At 43.1% G+C, this 17828-nt stretch carries 15 protein-coding genes; 5 read left to right on the top strand and 10 right to left on the bottom strand.

Annotated features, from left to right (window positions below):
• Positions 1 to 485 precede the first annotated feature (485 nt).
• Positions 486 to 1736: a tryptophan synthase subunit beta gene (gene trpB / locus E0D70_RS01460; protein ID WP_133010480.1), complete on the top strand. Its 1251-nt coding sequence runs from the start codon at positions 486 to 488 to the stop codon at positions 1734 to 1736.
• Positions 1733 to 2524: a tryptophan synthase subunit alpha gene (trpA, locus tag E0D70_RS01455; protein WP_133010479.1), complete on the top strand. Its 792-nt coding sequence runs from the start codon at positions 1733 to 1735 to the stop codon at positions 2522 to 2524. The genes trpB and trpA overlap by 4 nt, the downstream gene beginning before the upstream one ends.
• Positions 2525 to 2628: 104 nt before the next feature.
• On the opposite strand, the gene E0D70_RS01450 is transcribed toward trpA, so the two are convergent.
• The 3 genes from E0D70_RS01450 to E0D70_RS01440 are packed head-to-tail and all read right to left on the bottom strand — an operon-like array spanning position 2629 to position 5744.
• The gene (locus E0D70_RS01450) at positions 2629 to 4335 is read right to left on the bottom strand and encodes an ArnT family glycosyltransferase (RefSeq protein WP_133010478.1); all 1707 of its coding nucleotides are present in this window, start codon (positions 4333 to 4335) and stop codon (positions 2629 to 2631) included.
• Positions 4332 to 5003, bottom strand: coding sequence for a TVP38/TMEM64 family protein (locus tag E0D70_RS01445; RefSeq protein WP_133010477.1), 672 nt, complete (start codon positions 5001 to 5003; stop codon positions 4332 to 4334). The genes E0D70_RS01450 and E0D70_RS01445 overlap by 4 nt, the downstream gene beginning before the upstream one ends.
• Positions 5004 to 5744 (bottom strand): glycosyltransferase family 2 protein, encoded by a 741-nt coding sequence (locus tag E0D70_RS01440; RefSeq protein ID WP_133010476.1) that lies wholly within the window; start codon positions 5742 to 5744, stop codon positions 5004 to 5006.
• A 524-nt stretch (positions 5745 to 6268) separates the two neighbouring features.
• On the opposite strand from E0D70_RS01440, the gene E0D70_RS01435 reads away from it, so the two are divergent.
• Positions 6269 to 7600 (top strand): YdgA family protein, encoded by a 1332-nt coding sequence (locus E0D70_RS01435; protein ID WP_133010475.1) that lies wholly within the window; start codon positions 6269 to 6271, stop codon positions 7598 to 7600.
• Between the two features lie 122 nt (positions 7601 to 7722).
• On the opposite strand, the gene E0D70_RS01430 is transcribed toward E0D70_RS01435, so the two are convergent.
• Together E0D70_RS01430 and E0D70_RS01425 are read right to left on the bottom strand one after the other, a co-directional pair.
• Entirely contained in the window at positions 7723 to 8082 is a 360-nt protein-coding gene (locus tag E0D70_RS01430; protein ID WP_133010474.1) for a hypothetical protein, read from the bottom strand.
• A 73-nt stretch (positions 8083 to 8155) separates the two neighbouring features.
• Positions 8156 to 9463, bottom strand: coding sequence for a DUF3422 family protein (locus tag E0D70_RS01425; protein WP_240536933.1), 1308 nt, complete (start codon positions 9461 to 9463; stop codon positions 8156 to 8158).
• A 270-nt stretch (positions 9464 to 9733) separates the two neighbouring features.
• Here E0D70_RS01425 and E0D70_RS01420 point away from each other — a divergent pair, with 270 nt between their 5' ends.
• Both E0D70_RS01420 and E0D70_RS01415 read left to right on the top strand, forming a co-directional pair.
• Positions 9734 to 10303 (top strand): hypothetical protein, encoded by a 570-nt coding sequence (locus E0D70_RS01420; protein ID WP_133010473.1) that lies wholly within the window; start codon positions 9734 to 9736, stop codon positions 10301 to 10303.
• 132 nt (positions 10304 to 10435) lie between these two features.
• Complete coding sequence (locus E0D70_RS01415; RefSeq protein ID WP_207923176.1) at positions 10436 to 11905, top strand: glycosyl hydrolase family 79 N-terminal domain-containing protein; 1470 nt, start codon at positions 10436 to 10438, stop codon at positions 11903 to 11905.
• 41 nt (positions 11906 to 11946) lie between these two features.
• On the opposite strand, the gene E0D70_RS01410 is transcribed toward E0D70_RS01415, so the two are convergent.
• The 5 genes from E0D70_RS01410 to katG all read right to left on the bottom strand — a co-directional run bounded on the left by E0D70_RS01410 (position 11947) and on the right by katG (position 17574).
• Entirely contained in the window at positions 11947 to 12519 is a 573-nt protein-coding gene (locus E0D70_RS01410) for a hypothetical protein (protein ID WP_133010472.1), read from the bottom strand.
• A 208-nt stretch (positions 12520 to 12727) separates the two neighbouring features.
• Positions 12728 to 12994, bottom strand: coding sequence for a DksA/TraR family C4-type zinc finger protein (locus tag E0D70_RS01405; RefSeq protein WP_133010471.1), 267 nt, complete (start codon positions 12992 to 12994; stop codon positions 12728 to 12730).
• Positions 12995 to 13190: 196 nt separating this feature from the next.
• Positions 13191 to 14345, bottom strand: coding sequence for an FAD-dependent urate hydroxylase HpxO (gene hpxO, locus E0D70_RS01400; protein ID WP_133010470.1), 1155 nt, complete (start codon positions 14343 to 14345; stop codon positions 13191 to 13193).
• Positions 14346 to 14644: 299 nt separating this feature from the next.
• Positions 14645 to 15136 (bottom strand): DUF2127 domain-containing protein, encoded by a 492-nt coding sequence (locus E0D70_RS01395; protein WP_133010469.1) that lies wholly within the window; start codon positions 15134 to 15136, stop codon positions 14645 to 14647.
• Positions 15137 to 15357: 221 nt separating this feature from the next.
• Positions 15358 to 17574, bottom strand: coding sequence for a catalase/peroxidase HPI (gene katG, locus E0D70_RS01390; RefSeq protein ID WP_133010468.1), 2217 nt, complete (start codon positions 17572 to 17574; stop codon positions 15358 to 15360).
• Positions 17575 to 17828: the final 254 nt, after the last annotated feature.

Genomic DNA, 17828 nt, shown 5'->3' with positions numbered 1-17828 from the left:
ATAAATGATCTTGATAAAATATCATCAGCTCTCACGAATAACACCAGAGCGATTCTTCGCGCCTGCGCGGGGAGCGGAGGTGTTGTTCATGAGAGCGACAGTAACCAACAAATCACCCTCTTCTGTTGATTCACAAATGACCTATCAAAAGCTCTCTCATAGATAAGGATTTAAACGTGCCTGTCCTGATAAGAAATCAGTAAACTGCTCAGCTAAACGCAGAAGCTCTCACGAATAACACCAGAGCGATTCTTCGCGCTTGCGCGGGGAGCGGAGGTGTTATTCATGAGAGCGACAGCTAAACATGCCCGTCCTGATAAATAACGCCTGAGCACGTCTACCCTGAAAGCGGAGGTGTTATTCATGAGAGCGACCGTAGCCAGCGAAACACTCTCACTAAATGTAACGAAACACCCTTGACGTGAACCATTAACCTCCATTATATTAACTAAACGGTATAGTTAAATAATTAAATGGAGAACACCATGCAAAGTGAGAACGGTTTCTACGGGGAATACGGTGGTAGCTACATCCCAGAGATACTTTATGCCAGCCAACAGCAAATACTGACGGCTTATGAAGACGCCAAAAAAGACCCTGAGTTTCTCGCTGAGCTGCACAAACAATGGCAACAATACTCTGGCCGACCAACGCCACTGACCTACTGCGCCAACCTCACCGAACACTTTGGTGGTGCGCAAATTTACCTAAAACGCGAAGACCTTAACCACAGTGGCGCGCACAAAATGAACAACGTCATTGGCCAAGGTTTATTGGTCAAACGTATGGGAAAAAAACGCGTTATTGCCGAAACTGGCGCGGGTCAACATGGTATCGCCACAGCACTTGTGGCGGCGCGCTTAGGCCTTGAATGCACCATCTATATGGGCGCTAAAGACGTAGAACGCCAATACCCGAATGTGTTCTGGATGCGTCAACTTGGCGCCACCGTTGTGCCCGTTACCACAGGTTCACAAACCCTAAAAGACGCCCTAGACGAAGCCCTACGTGACTGGTCATCGAGCCATGAAGAAAGCCATTACTTAATCGGTACAGCTTGTGGTTGTGCGCCCTTCCCTGAAATGGTCGCCTTCTTTCAATCTGTGATTGGCGACGAAGTTCGCGAACAAAGTGTTAAACAGTTTGGTCAATTTCCAGATCGCTTGTATGCCTGTGTTGGCGGTGGCTCTAACGCTTGTGGTTTGTTCTTGCCCTTCCTTAATGAAGAAAATGTCGCCATGGTTGGCGTAGAAGCTGGCGGTCGTGGCATCAAGCTAGGTGATCACTCAGTGAGATTGTCTCATGACCTTGGTTCCAAAGGCATTGCACAAGGTTTCGCGACCAAATTCATCCAAGACAGTAATGGCCAATTGCAAGATACTCACTCGATTGCCGCAGGGCTAGATTACGTGGGTGTGTCACCTATTATCGCCCATCTTGCGGACACTGGTCGAATCGAAATGACCTACGCAATGGACGATGAAGTGATTGAAGCTTGTACCTTATTGCTGAAAAAAGAAGGCATTATTCCCGCATTGGAATCGTCTCATGCCTTAGCAGGCGCCTTTAAAGATGCGCCAAATTTGCCGAAAGACAGCCATATTGTAATCAACCTATCAGGGCGTGGTGACAAGGACATATTCAACGTGGCAAAAGCCGTTGAAGACGAGACCTTCCCACAATTCTTAAGCAGCTACCTTGCCACTTACCACGCTGATATGGAGAAAAAAGCATGAGCCAACTTGCCGACTTTATCCAACAAAAACGCCAAGTAAAACCCATTTTATCGATGACTCACGTCGTCTATGGCTATCCGACACGCCAACAAAGCTTGGCTTGGATGACGCGCTTATTAACTGAGGGCGTGGACTTTATTGAGGTCCAGTTTCCGTTTTCTGACCCAGTAGCCGATGGCCCAAGTATCGTCGCGGCTTGTCATAAAGCGCTAGAGCAAACGCTTACGGTAGAAGACTTTTTAACCGACATGGGCGTGCTCGCTCGTGATTTCCCAGACAGCCGCATCGTCTTAATGAGCTACTTAAATCCTATGTATCGCTACGGTTTGGACAAGCTTGCAAAACGCGCCGCTGAGATCAATATGCCAGGGTTAATCATTCCAGATTTACCGATTGAACTGTCTGCGGATTACATTGCCGCTTGTGAAGCCAACCAGATTGATCCCATTTGGCTCGTTACGCCTGTGACACCCAAAGAGCGTCTAGAAATGCTGGCAAGCAAAGCGTCGGGGTTCTTGTACTGTGTGGCACGTTCTGGCGTAACTGGACACTCAAACCACGAAGGCAAGGGGTCAACAACCTCAGTAGACGACTACCTAGCGCACATTAAAGCCCATGCAAAGGCACCAATGGGCGTGGGTTTTGGGCTTCGTGAACGTCATCAGATTGAAGCCTTAATCGGCAAAGCAGACATCGCTATTTTAGGTTCAGCTTTATTGGATGCCTATAACCAAGGTGGTGAAGACGCTGGCATCGCCCTGCTGAACACTTTATTTCCCAAAAAGTAAGTACTTTTAAACAAACTAAAACGCCCTTAAACCCAATAAAAAAGCCGCTGTACCAAAAGTACAACGGCTTTTTTAGCCATGTATATTAACGCTTTTAGACGCCGTTACTGGTACGTCGTTTTCATTGGCAAATGATAGCGTTTAATCGTTTTTGGCGCAGCGCACGTTGGCGACATATCGCTTTCGCTTAATAGTATCCAATCGCGACCATGAGCCTCACCCAGTTGAATCGCTTTACTGGTATCAAAACACTGAATAGACGAATCATCTTCTGTCATCACAAAACGATTTGCTTTTTCACTCATCCACAACCAAGCATTTCTATCTTGTTCTTGCGTCGAACTTAAGTAACTAAAATGCGTTAATGGAATATGACTGAATAATAAAAACTGCTCTTTAAAGCGCGTTAAGCCAAGCTCCCCTGTTGGCCCTATGTCTTTTTGAACTGTACTCATGATTTCTTTAGCAGGGGTTCTAATTGGGTTTAATAGAATATAACCCGCTGTACTGTAGATTACCCATGTAATGGCAAAAGATGCTCCAAAAGCGAACAAGTCCATAGACTTCCACTTCCAAATTAAAATCCCTAACCAAGAAGCTCCAGTCACTAAAAACAGCCAAGCAAACTTAATAGTATCGTTGCCAAGCTCCTTCGCAACCACATGAGCATGTGCAAAACACAACCCTGCCGCCACTAAAAACAACAAACCAAAAGCGATGCTTCCAGCAATGAGTACACGCCTAAACCAAGGTCGAATACCTACATTGGTTATATGAGCTCCCATCAACAATGCCATCATAGGTAACGCTGGCAAAACATAAAGACCACGCTTACCGGGGCTGATGCTAAAGAACAAAACCACCAGCACAATCCACGTCAGCAGGCTAATCATTACTGGAGAGGCTTTAAGGTCTCGCCAAAAGGGCTTGCTGAACAAGAAAGCATATAAAGGGAACCAAAAAATAGGAATAACATTAACAACAAAGTAGTACCAAGGATGTATATGCCCCCAAGAATGCGCATATCGCTGCCCTGTTTGTTTAAATAAAATGTTATCTCGGTAAGCAATAAAATCAGGATTATTACTGCTATCAGCGATATAAAGCATTGGTAACAACCAAGCAGCCAATACCAATAACATGGCAATAGGGCCGAGTAATAAGCGCCAATTGACTTGCTCTTTTGTAAAACGGTGCTTACCCGTAAAATGCATAATAAGCACAGGGAAAAGAAAAAATAACGGCAGAAAACCTACGCCTTTGGTAATAATCCCTAAGCCCATAAAGGCCCAACTGACTAAATACCAGCCTAAGCTCGCTCTATAAAAAAAATGCCGCAATAAACCGTACATGGCCACCGTAATCCAACAGGCTACCATGGCATCTATCTGAGCGGTTTTCGCCTGTACAATGAACTGCGGTGCAATTAGTAATAACAAAGTCGCATTTCGAGCTGTTTTCACATTCCACAGCTTAGTCGCGATATCAAATACACAAAAGACAGAGAGCAAACTTGCTAGCGCGCTAGGAATCAAAAAGGTAGCGGATAAATTTCCAGTCAGCCAATAAAGTACAGCGATACCCCACATAAACACAGGGGGTTTATCAGGGTATAACTCTCCACCACGCATCGGGAAAAACCAGTTTCCTGAATTTACCATTTCCTTTGCGACTTCTACGAAGCGAGGTTCATCCGCAGGCCAAGGGTCACGTAAACCGGTACCCGCTAAAATAACCACGGCCGCAATGAGCAACAGAAGCCAAAGTGTTTTTATATAGTCGTCATTGTCGAACATTTTCGGGGTCGTCATGATGCCTTGCCTTCAACATGTAGGGTAGAGAGTTTATGTTTGAGATGATCTCGGTAGATCAACGCCGTCAAAATAAAGCTTAATACCGCCAAACCAACACTGAGATAAATCATCGCGTGATTTGCGCCGTTTATACCGTGTCCAACGAGAGTGAAAATCAACGTTTGCGGAAAATAACCAATCAAGCTGGCCGAGATAAACGCCAATAACGGCACTCCAACACTGCCAGATAACAAATTCGTCACTAAGTTACTACCAACGGGTAATAAGCGAAGCATGAGTATTTTCATGAAAGGCGCTCTGCTCGCAAACTGGTTAAACTTATTCATTCTAATGGGGAAATATCGAGCTAAGGTATGAGCCAATAGCATTCTCGCGGCCATATAATTCACTAAAGCAGCCAGCAAACAAATCAGCAAGGTAACAAATGTCCCTAATATGTAACCGTATAAGTAACCAAAAAGGAACGCAACAACTTGCTTAGGACCACCGATTGCAATCAGAAAAAACGCTGAGAGAACAATAAGTAATTGCCCTAAATAGCCATTTTTTGCCAGATACATAGACAACCAATTTTCATCTGAAAGGTTACCAAGAATAGGATTAAGAACGCCTGAAAATAACAGACCAGCGAATGCACACAACAACGCCAATTTGACCCACTTCATTTACTTGTCCTGATTAGAATAGACATTCGCAATCGTTGGGTGTTTCGCGCGTTTTTTCAGCCAGATAACCCCTACGATGTCGATAATCCCTACCCAAGCACGGTTCCACGCATTGTAATTAGACACGCCCGCATTACGATCACGATGGTTTACTTGGCAAACTACAATATCGCCATCAATACGTTTGATTAGTGCAGGTAAAAATCGATGCATGTGGTCAAAGTAAGGCAACCTTAGAAAGGTTTCTTTGGGGAACAATTTTAGGCCACAACCAGAGTCTGGCACGCCATCATCTAATAAGCTTTGACGAATTTTATTCGCGACACGGGACTGAAAACGCACCCATGCGGTATCAAGACGTTTTTTACGATAGCCTGCCACACAAAAATGTTGACTAGTAAGCCTCTGAGCTTCGTTAATCAGTTTCGGATAGTCTATTGGATCATTCTGACCATCTGCGTCAGAGGTGATGATCCACTCTCCTTTTGCATGACGAACTCCTGAAGACAATGCCGTACTTTGACCACAACTCTTGGCGTGATAGACCACTTGTAACTGACACCCTATTTCTTTCGCCGTGTCGATAGCCACCTGCGCGGTATTATCGTCGCTGCCGTCATCCGTCAACACTACTTCAAATTCATATTCAGACGATAAACTCGCATGAATTTCTTTAATCAATACCCCAATGTTACCCTGCTCGTTTTTGGCGGGCAGAACAACCGATAAAAAAGGTACCATAGATACTCCGTTACAATAATTGATTGACGATTAGGCCTAAAGATCTTCCTTTTTATCATCCCATGTTTTCCGCGAAAAAAATGTCGAATAAAAAAGAACAATTGCACGGCAATTGGATGATAGCTGCGATAGAGACTACATCAGTATATTGACAATATGATGTCAAAAAAGTAGGCAGTGATTTGTTTATGCGCATTAATTGTCTTTATACGCACGAACCATAGAGAATATTTTCCCGATAAGACAGATAGTTGGTACAGCCATCCATGCTGTCTTAAATTCGAAAGAGAATATGGAGTACGTTAGCTAGAGGAAATGACTCAAAAGCCTTCTCAAAATAGGATCAGAGCCTGCCATGACTCGATCTGGCAACAGGGTGTATTTAGACTGGATAGACACCTTAGTTGATCAAATATCTTGTTTTAGAATTTTTTATTTCCATGAGAGCTGATCTTTACACTATTTATACGTACTTCCTTGTATGATGCACGCAATTTAATTAATCAAATGAAAAGGAAGTTCCTGTGAAAAAAGTACTGATCGCGCTCGTTTTTGCGCTAGTCGCTGCTTGCTTAGTTGCCCCTAAGTTTATTGCCAGTAAATACCAAGAAAAAGTCACTGATATTGTTAAGAACATAGACAATGAAACCGGATACAGTGCGACGATCGAATCTACCGAATCAAGCTGGTTCGGCTCCAAAACGAAAGTACTTCTTAGTTTCGACATGACGAATTTTGATCCGTCTTTTCAAGGTAAAAACATTGAAACGGAACTGGTTTTAAACACCCATTACGGCCCTCTTTTATTCTCTAGCCAAGGTATCATTGGTTTATTCGCGACGGATATCCAACTTCAAGGAGAAAAGCAACGCCAGTACTTAGACTGGGATGCAAAATCACCACTGTATAACGCATCTATCGTGAGTGGCTTATTCGGCGACCTAAAATTTGCTGATAACGTGCCTGCTTTCAGTAATAAAATGAAAACACTGATGGTGAGTCAATATTCTGGTCACGGTAAATTAACGGCTAAAAAACTTACTTATGATGGCGGCTTTAAAGAAGCAACATCAAATGATCAAATCCCTACGACTATTAAAGATGTTAAATTAGCGTTAAACCTTGACGCTAATTGGGCGACTATTCGTAGTGAAGGTTTTTACAATGGCGACATGAGTCTTAAAGTAGGCAAGGTTTCTACTGAGCCTAAGGGCGAATTAGATGGCTTGACGGTCACTTTAAAAACCAAACTTGATGATAAAACTCAACTTGGCAGCATGCAGATTGGCTACGCCATCAAAAAACTCACCATGGCAGGATTCCAAGCGAACGATCTCAATCTCGTAACAGAATTGGACAATCTAAATAACCAAGTTTTTCTTGATTATGGACAGCTAGTAAAAAGCACGACTAATTTGACACCAAGACAACAATTTGGCTTCTTGCAGGATAATATTGAACCTATTCTTTCTAGCAAACCTGAATTTAATATCGTGGAATTTAGTGGTTCAACAAAAGATGGTCACTTTACCTCTAGCCTAAACAGCAAATTGGCGGACGTAGAAGCACCAACATTCGCGGAATTAAATGACCCTAGATTTTGGCTTTATAACGCTATTATCAACGCAAATATTGAAGCAGATAAACCCTTGCTTGATACGCTTATGAAGCAATACGTCGCGAAAAAAATGTTTGCTCCCGTTGAGTCTCCAGAAGTTCAGCAACAATCAACAAGGCTCATCGACACCCTTCTTCAACAAGGCATTATCAAACTTAAGGACGATAAATACTTAAGTGAGTTTCATGCTGAAAAAGGTCAGGGTAAAATTTATGATCAGACTTTCCCTATTATGTAGGTGAAAATCATTTCATAGGAAACAAAGCGTTTTTGTCATTAATAGCGCGACTAAAAATGCCGTTCACTGTGAACGGCATTTTTTTGCAATCGACATAGAAGAAATAATCTTGATACAGCACGTCATCGCTTGAAAACCATCAACTCTATAGCAACCAATATCAACACATAAAACAGCTCTAACACGCCCCACACGAAGTTAGGATATTCAAGTGCTATGGTCATAGAGCCCAGTGGGCTTAAAATATTAAACAACCACAACACTAGTGATACAGCGACAACTATCATCCCACCGATTCTTGTTTTTAAACGAATCATGGCACCCACTCCAACGATGGTTAGCACCCACCAAATGCCCGCACTAAAAACAATCATCCCCGTAGAACCAAATAAAAATCTAATGATCGAGGTGACTAATAATGGAGGATGGCTAAACGCATAAATCCCGATATCAATGATCAAACAAAATAAGAATATGTACATAAGAAGCCTGCATGCGATTCGTTGATCTTCTAGAGTAAAGTAACTGGCCTCTAGAAGTCATTTTCGAGCCGAGTTACTCTTCTTTATTGCGCTTTTCTTGTTCTTCTTTTGCTTTGGCAAGCAACAAAAAGCGCTGGTGTATTTTCCGTGTGGTAAACCAAACACCACCAACGACCAGTGGTACAGAAATACCTATGGCGAGGCTTTTATCAAACTGTACTCCTTTGTCATAAACCGCTTCAATCATAAATTTGAGCAGGCCAACTGAGTAATAACTGATCGCAGCAACAGAGAGCCCTTCTACAGTATGTTGCATGGCTAATTGTATTTTTGAACGCCGGTCCATAGAGGCTAATAGATGTTGGTTTTGAGACTGAATCGTCATTTCAACACGGGTTCGCATCATATCAGAGACGCGATCAATGCGTCGTGACAAGTTTTCTAAGTGCTCCCCTGTTGCTTTACAGGTTCTCACTGCGGGGGTAAGACGACGCGTCATAAATTCGGTGATGGTTAAATGACCAGACACTTCGTCTTCTTTGAGCTCTGTTAGGCGCTTTAGTACCAAATCATGATACGCATTCGTTGCACTGAATCGAAAGGTTGTTTGCGCTCTTGCCGCTTCTACCCAAGCGGCCATGTCAATCAGCTCGGCTAATAATACTTGCTCATCGAGCTTCTCATTTGCATCCGCTAAACGCGCAGTCGTCGTGGCAAGCTGTTCATCCATCTTAGCCAGTTGTGAGTTGTATTTACGGGCTATGGGCAGACCTAATAAGGCCATTAGACGGTAGGTTTCAATCTCCACCACACGCTGCACCATACGACCCAGCTGGCTGTCACTCATGTTCTTGTTGTATATCAAAAAACGACCACAGCCATCGCTGTGCAGTTGGAATGTAGTCCACACCTGAGCATCACCATTTTGTGGCCGACTACCAACTAAACGCATGCTTTCAAAACCACTTTTTACGGATAATAAATCAGGCTCTGGTTGTGTTCGGGCATCCTCAACCGCTACATGAAAGGCGGCGATAACGGTACCCGGCAACGTCGCTAACCAATCTTGTGGTAGAGATGACAACGCATTGTCATCAAAAGGGCTAATAAGTGCATTTGTCTCAACGTTAATGAACATATAGGAAGTGAATTCTAAATGCTTTTCTCTACGCACCCGTAATGTCCCAAAGTCTACTTCATAGCAAACACCGTCTTCACTAGGAGGTAGCTGCTGAAACTGTTCATATAAATCACAAAAATGATCAAACTCTTTTTGTTTATGATCAGGGCCAACCATGACGGCTAAATAACTAATTCTCGCAGGACTAGGAAGCACCTGAAATGGTCGCGAATGCAATTCTGCATAAAGCACCTCACGCATAGGGTGTATTGACAGTCCATAAGCATTTGATTCTGTGTTCACATTATTATCCAGACAGTATTTTTCAAGAGGGCTGTGAATCATTCGATGAAAAGCAATAAATTGCAACACCATAAAGGTAGGTAACTTCATGTTATTAAACACAGCTGTCTCTAAAACAGAGTAACTTAGGCAGATTTATCGCTTTTTTTATAAAATAAAATGGCAGTATTAAATGGACACCATATTGAGATAAACTTAAAGGAACTTCAGTCGGATGCAGAATAAGTTATGAATCGTTATTTTCCTTGTCAGACAGAAACATTGTTTACCGTTATTTTTATCGGTGCGTTAATTGGTGCGGCCAGCCAAGCACATGCCATGGACTTAGTCGCCTTCGGTCAAAACTGCCTGAAACAAGAACGCTATTTGGGGACATTAAAACAACAAATAGATGAAGCAGAATTCACCGAAAATGGCTCTAAATACTTTTACAATGGCGCACGCAAAAACCTAGAATCCTATAACAGACAGATCAATGAACTTGCATCAGATTTAAAAGATTGCCAAGAAGTTGCGCCTAATAGTGCCTACTGTCATGAGATTCGGATTCGCTATAATAGACTCATTGCATTAACCGACCGTGCAGAAGAAAAAATAGACCGAAGAGAGAGAAAAGATAATGGTATAAAACCCCATAAACTTTTTTTCAAGAAACAGCATTATGATGAAGTCTATGCTCAATTCATTGCAATATGCCGAGATTCGAACACTCACTACCAGCTGCTCGAAGACTCAAATGCTTATAGCCGAGTTTGCTCCTCTTCTAGTCTAAAAAAGACAACAACCTGCTCCTTTTAGGCTATTTATCCTAGCGTCATCAAAACCTTCTAACCAAAATACACATCCTATTTTCGCTGACTGACAGCCCAATAATATAAGTGTCATCATTCTCTAGCATGCTTACGGTCATCACTGTGGGAGAATGTTGCCTTGCTTACACCAAACTCAGATAAATTTCGCTTCTACAAACGTGGCGTGATCAGAAACCAAAGGCATGTATCTATCTGCCTAAAAAAAACAAAATACACGCATAAAGTGGATGAAAAATATCTTTCATTTTCAATCGACATTTCCGTTTTAGCCGGTGGTTATTGGTGGGAAGGCAGCCAAGGTACTCAAAGAGGGCTTGGAACCGAAAAAACCACCCCATTGGATTTACAACAACGAAAATTAAACAAATTAGTGAATGCCCTTGGCCCTGCATACCTGCGTGTTGGTGGCTCTGAAGCGGATAACCTTCACTATTTTACGCCCCCTCCTGAGCAACCTAACGCTCTCGTTTTAACTCATGAAATTTGGAATAATCTTCATCATTTTTGTCAAAAAAACCAGTTAGACTTAATGTTTACCTTTAAATATGGGCTATTTCGTAAGTCTCTACACGGTAGTTGGCAAACGGACCAAGTACAAAAATTGCTGAAGTACAGCAATGCCAATCAACAAAAAATTGCTATCTGTGAGTTAGGCAACGAACTAAACGCATACTGGGCGTTTCATGGTCTAAATTCACAACCCGTTGCGAGTAAGCTCGCCAAAGACTATGACACCTTTATTCGAGTCGTTAGAGATCTCAGCCCTGAAAGTAAAGTCGCCGGCCCTGGAAGTGCATTTTGGCCAAGATTGGGAGAAACAATCAAACCTATTAGTAATATCACACCAAAATTTTTAGCGGCGATTGAAGAGAAATTAGACATTGTTGATTGGCATTATTACCCTTTTCAGAGTCGTCGCTCTCCGCTAAAAACGCGCTCTGCGACATTAAAAAACTTATTGTCGGTGCGATCATTTTTAGATTATGAAAAATACCTATCTCAGCTGATTCGGTATCGCGACCGCTTTCAACCAGATGCCGAAATATGGACAGGTGAAACAGGCTCCGCTCAATGTGGCGGAGAAGCTAATCTCTCTGATCGTTTTGTCTCATCATTTTGGTGGGCTGATCAATTAGGTAGAGGGGCGCGTCTGGGACAAAAAGTGATGATTCGACAAAGTCTCATTGGTGGCGACTATGCCTTAATCAATAAAAACACCTTGAAGCCAAATCCTGATTACTGGGTAAGTTGGTTATGGAATAAATTAATGGGAGATAGCGTTTTTCAGGTGACAAGTAATGACAACCAGGTATTAACCTACTGTCACAGTGCTAAAAAAATGGGGAAATGCACCCTGCTAATTATTAATATGACCCCATTTCCTAAGCGTATTCACAACCAAGGTTTTGGCATCAAAAAGAAACGATTTGAAATAACTGCTAATAATTTGCTCGATGCAGAAGTGCGTATTAACGGTGTTAAACCTAAATTCAACGGCGGGAAAATTAAGCTAAAGGATTTTCCAACATTATCGAAACTGGATCTAGTCAGTCCTTACAGTATTAATTTTTGGTGCTTTAGCCTGTAAATAAGCCCGTTCCGATTCTAGTGTCACGAATCAAAAATGCGTTAAAAACAAATACCTTTCATATCGGGTAATAAATTTGCCAAGCCTTTTAAATAAAAGGTTGCACTTATCGTCGGCGCACTAAGAGAAGATACCTGAACACGAAAAGCACTTTTCGTCGCTAATTGTTGAATGAAGGGTCCTGGATTCGTTACAAATACAGACTGCTGAGCAACGGATAATGGCCAGCTAGCGGGCAACACTGCGCCGTTATCAAGATGATAGGTAATTTCAGCGCTACCTTCTTTTATTTTAACGCCGTCCCAATGAATGGCTAATTCCGTCTTTTTCTCATTACAGCGAATGGTCATTGCGACAGGTTTATCGAGGTAATGAATTTTAGAAGAAGAAAGTAACGTCGCAACAAACGTAGAGCGTTTTTGATTTTTTGAATTTGGGTGCAAACTGTAAACCCATTGGCCATTATCCACTTTTGGAGAGAAGAAATCAGATGACAACGATTTGATCAAACAAGCGTTAAATGCTTGATTACTTTTTTGCGATTCGCAATCAGGTGCCCCCCAAGCAACGCTTGCCATAAAAAATAGTGCGATAATGAAATAACGAAAATTCATACTTACCCTACAGCTCAAACTTTGCGCATAGCATACAAAAAATAGAGAGAAATTAAACGTAGTAAATGAGAACTAAAAACATCTTTACGCTAAAGAACAACCCTCTTTGATCTCGCTGGATAAAATGTAGAGCCATTTCAGCGTAAACCAGTACCAATAGATTAAATAATACACCTTTTTCTATTCGAAACAGATGGTTAGAAATACTTTACCTTAGTTGGCTATCTTTACTACCACTGCGATTATACAAAGCGGTTCCTTGGTCTTCTTTTTCTAATTGGGTTTGACATTGAATACATAAATGTACACCGGGAATGGCCTGTCGTCGACGCTTCGGAATAGGGTTATCGCATTCACTACAATGCGTTAGGCTCTCACCTTTCGGCATGCGTTGTTTGGCTTGCTCTACAGCTGAATCTACTGTTGCATCAATTTGCTCTTGCACTGCGCCATCATGTGCCCAACCGCTCGCCATATCAGTCTACCCCTCGATGAAATAATGAATAGTGTGACACTGAAGATATCAAAATTTTATTCAAATCACCTACCAACACAAAGCATCTATTTAGCGCAAAGCACCTATTCAACACAAAGCCAAATAGGTGCTCATTGTATTAGCTCTCGTTAAGGTATCGCCTTAAACGCTTTGAATTAAATAACGTATTATGACGTTAGCCTAACGGCCCTCCTATAATAGTGTCTTTTAGACCAGCCATAATGTTATCGCCTTGTTCTTGTTTTAGCTCGTCGTACCACGCTTGCGTCACCTTCATATCTTTCCCATGGGTCACATCACAACGCTTACGGGCTTTGAGCACCAAATCTTTGGCGCGCTCATGACGCCTAGATTGATAGGCTAATAACGCAGTATCAATATCTTGGTTGTCCGCAAAAGACATGCCCAGTACAACGGCATCTTCCATCGCAGAACAGCCACCTTGTCCAATATCTGGGGTGGTGGAATGAGCCGAATCTCCCAGCAGCGCAATACGCCCTTTTACAAAAGTATCAAAGGGTTCCACGTCATGAATTTCAATACGATTGGTGGTCTCAGGGTCCAACGCGTCAATGAGCGTTTGAACAGGCTCAGCCCAACCACTGAAATAACCTTTCAGATCGTCTTTTAAGGTCGCCCGATTTTCTTCTAAGCCTACAGGTAGCGGCACATCAAAAAAGAAATAAAAGCGGTTGTCTGAAATCGGCATCACAGACACACGTTTCCCATCGCCTACAAATGTCGTCCATTGGTCAAGCGGTGCAATGGTCGCATCTGCGGCCACCAAACCATTCCAATTTACATAGCCTGCATAACGGCGCTCAAGCTCGATACCAAGCACATAACCACGTACCACGGAACGCGCTCCGTCAGCGGCAATCATGAAATCTCCATGAACCACGCTGCCATCAGTAAAATACGCACTGACGCCTTGATCTGTCTCTTCTACTCGCTCGACTCGCTTACCAAACTGAACCTTTTCTCGGCCCCAGCTATCGACCATCATTGATTGCAAACCAGCACGAGACACAGGGCAAGGTCGCTCGCCCACCGCATCAATTAACGGCTTAAGACTGAACTGCGTCATGATGTCACCGCTCTTACCGTCTTGATATGCCATGTTAAGCATAGGACCACCAAGCTCATCCATGATGTGTCCCATACCAAGGTGATTCATGCACTTAACGCCATTCGACCAAACAGAAATCGCCGCGCCAACGGGTTTAATCTCTTTCACCGCTTCAAAAATTTCACACTCAATGCCTTGCTGCTTTAATGCCGCGGCGGCGGCCATGCCACCAATACCTGCGCCTATGATCAATGCTTTCATAGCTAGTTATCCTCTATCACAATATAAATCGATGTTGCGCAATTTGCTTCATAGGCTACCTGAACCAAAAGACACAATAATTTCATTAATATAAATATGAAACGTATGTTTCTAATGTTATTCAAGATACCCTAAAACACCTACGAATATAAGGGTTAAATAACCATCTTTTATTCTTCGTATTGGCACTCAAGTCATGGATTAGGGTAAGTTTTCGATAAGAAGTTAAGGCTAATTTTCGATAGGACTATTTAGCAGAAAAACAATAAAGCAGTAAAGCCAATGACGAGACCCCAGCATTACACTGAGGCAGATACGCCTGACTCGTCTTCTTTTGGCTTATGCTTACGTGAGCCTGTCTTCAAGACAAAATACATATAGCCCACAACGACTAGGTTGATAGCCAATACACCAATCGTGATCGCATTTTGATCTTTAATCACCTCATAAATCTCAAACGGCAAATACACAGCGCCACTCAAAAAAGCAAACCATTCAGTCCAACGCATGCGATGCCACAATCCATAGGATTCAATAAACCGAATCAAGGCATACCCTATAGCAATGGCTGTCACTACGGTTAATCCAGAGTGGGTAATCTTATCTATGCCTCGTAATGACATTTCAACATAATGATTGTTCGACGCGAGATGAAAATAGGCAAATAGATTCAAAGCCTCTTGATGAAGATTGGTTCCCGCCAATACATGCACGGCGACCGCAACCAATAAAGCCAGTACCCCTTTACAGGCTTCTAATACGGCAATAGCACCCAAACCAGACATATTCATAAAAGGCTCTTTTTTAGACAGGATCAATGAACGAAGCAGGCCATTGTTATGTATGCCAACATCAACACACTCGCTAGCAAAACATTTTGTTCTACAAGTCAGTGGTATTATTGGTATAAAGAATAACAGCGGAAGAGACTATAGGGTCAATAAAGTGGAATTAAAAAGAAAACCCCACTTTCAGACCTGAAAGTGGGGTTTTGAGGAGTTACGTAGGTTGGTTACGCTAGATCGAAACGATCCAACTCCATCACTTTCGTCCAAGCTGCAATGAACTCATTGACGAAACGATCTTGTGCATCCGCGCTTGCGTAGACTTCTGCCAAGGCACGAAGCTGTGAATTTGATCCAAAAATTAAGTCCACTCGAGTCGCTGTAGCTTTAATTTTCCCAGTCTTGCGATCACGTCCATCGAACAAATCTTGGTCATCGGATTGAGCAAACCATTTGGTGTCTATATCCAGTATATTGACAAAGAAATCATTGCTTAATACTCCTGGACGATCGGTTAACACACCGTGTTTTGTTTGTTCAAAGTTGGCATTTAATGCTCGCATACCACCGACAAGAACCGTCATTTCTGGTGCAGAAAGCGTTAGTAATTGCGCTCTATCCACCAACATCTCTTCAGCCGTTACGGTGTAATTTCCACGTTTGTAGTTACGGAAACCATCTGCTTCTGGCTCCATGACATCAAATGATTCAACATCCGTTTGCTCTTGTGTCGCATCAGTACGACCTGGAGTAAATGGCACGGTCACGTCTTTGCCAGCGTCTTTTGCTGCTTGTTCAACCGCTGCGCTACCTGCCAATACAATCAAATCAGCCAACGAAATTTGCTTACCATTGCCTTGTTCCGCATTGAATTCACTACGGATGGTTTCCAATACGCTTAATACACTTGCAAGTTGCTTAGGCTCATTCGCGGCCCAATCTTTTTGTGGTGCTAGACGAATACGAGCGCCATTTGCTCCGCCTCGCATGTCTGAGCCACGGAAGGTAGCCGCCGATGTCCAAGCCGTTGCCACTAACTGAGCAACCGTTAGATCAGACGCCAATACCGTCGCTTTCAAATCCGCTACATCTTGCTCATTGACAAGCTCATGCGTCACCGCTGGAATCGGGTCTTGCCAAATCATTTCTTTAGCAGGAACTTCGTCACCTAAGTAACGTGCTACAGGCCCCATATCACGGTGTGTCAGTTTAAACCAAGCTTTGGCAAACGCCTCAGCTAATTGATCTGGGTTCTCATGAAAACGTTTTGAGATAGGCCCGTAGATCGGATCTAAGCGCAACGCCATATCAGACGTAAACATCATAGGTGCGTGGCGTTTTGTCGCATCATGAGCGTCTGGCACGCTGTTAGAACCTGCGGTGCCTTTTGGCGACCATTGCCAAGCGCCTGCAGGGCTCTTAGTCAATTCCCATTCGTAGTCGAACAAGTTTTCAAAGAAGCCGTTATCCCATTTAATCGGATTTTTCGTCCAAGCGCCTTCAAGGCCACTACTAATGGTATCCACACCGTTGCCTGTGCCTTGGCTGTTTGCCCAGCCTAAACCTTGCTGAGTAATGTCTGACGCTTCAGGATCTGGACCCACTTGAGCGGCATCGCCAGCGCCGTGAGCTTTACCAAAGGTGTGACCACCAGCAATCAAAGCCACTGTCTCTTCGTCATTCATCGCCATACGACCAAAAGTGTCGCGAATATCCAACGCCGACGCTAATGGATCAGGCTTACCATCTGGGCCTTCAGGGTTAACGTAGATCAAGCCCATTTGCACGGCGGCAAGAGGGTTTTCCAAATCACGCTCGCCAGAATAACGGCTTTCTTTACCGCCACTTTCTTCTAGCCACTCTTTCTCTGCGCCCCAGTAAATGTCTTCTTCTGGCTGCCATACATCGACACGACCACCAGCAAAACCAAGAGTTTTGAAGCCCATAGATTCAAGTGCAACGTTACCGGTCAAGATGAGTAAATCGGCCCACGAAATTTTGCTGCCGTATTTTTGTTTGATTGGCCAAAGTAAACGACGTGATTTATCGATGTTCACGTTATCTGGCCAGCTGTTTAACGGAGCAAAACGCTGCGAACCACTACCTGCACCACCACGACCATCAGATGTTCTATAAGTACCAGAACTGTGCCATGCCATGCGAATAAATTGCGGACCGTAATGACCGTAATCGGCTGGCCACCAATCTTGTGAATCTGTCATTAGATCTGTTAGATCTTTTTTAAGAGCGGCTAAATCAAGACTATTGAATGCTTTAGGGTAATCAAAATCGTCACCCATTGGGTTCGATTTTGCTGAATGCTGGTGAAGAATGTTGATGTTTAATTGGTTTGGCCACCATTCTTTGTTGGTGGTACCACGGCTCGCTGCTTGGTTAGACCCTGACGCTGTGTGACCAAATGGACATTTACCTTCGTTAGACATAACGCTCTCCTACTTGTGTATTTTATTTCTTCTATTTTGTTTGTTGAAACAACGCGTTCACCCTGCCCTGAATCTCTTGTCTATAGTTATATTATTAAACTCATATAACATCCAATAAATAAAAACTAACAAACCAATAGCCAGGCTATCAGCCTTCACCTAAGCATAGTGGATGAGGCAGCGGCTGACTGTCAAAAGAAAGAAAAAACACATAAAAAAGCCCCACAAAAGTGAGGCTAAAAAAAAGAGAATTC

It is taken from the genome of Marinomonas flavescens (assembly GCF_004352835.1).
GTDB classification, from domain to species: Bacteria; Pseudomonadota; Gammaproteobacteria; order Pseudomonadales; family Marinomonadaceae; genus Marinomonas; species Marinomonas flavescens.
The sequence above is the reverse complement of the archived record's forward strand: the minus strand, read 5'-3'. Positions and strand labels throughout refer to the sequence as shown.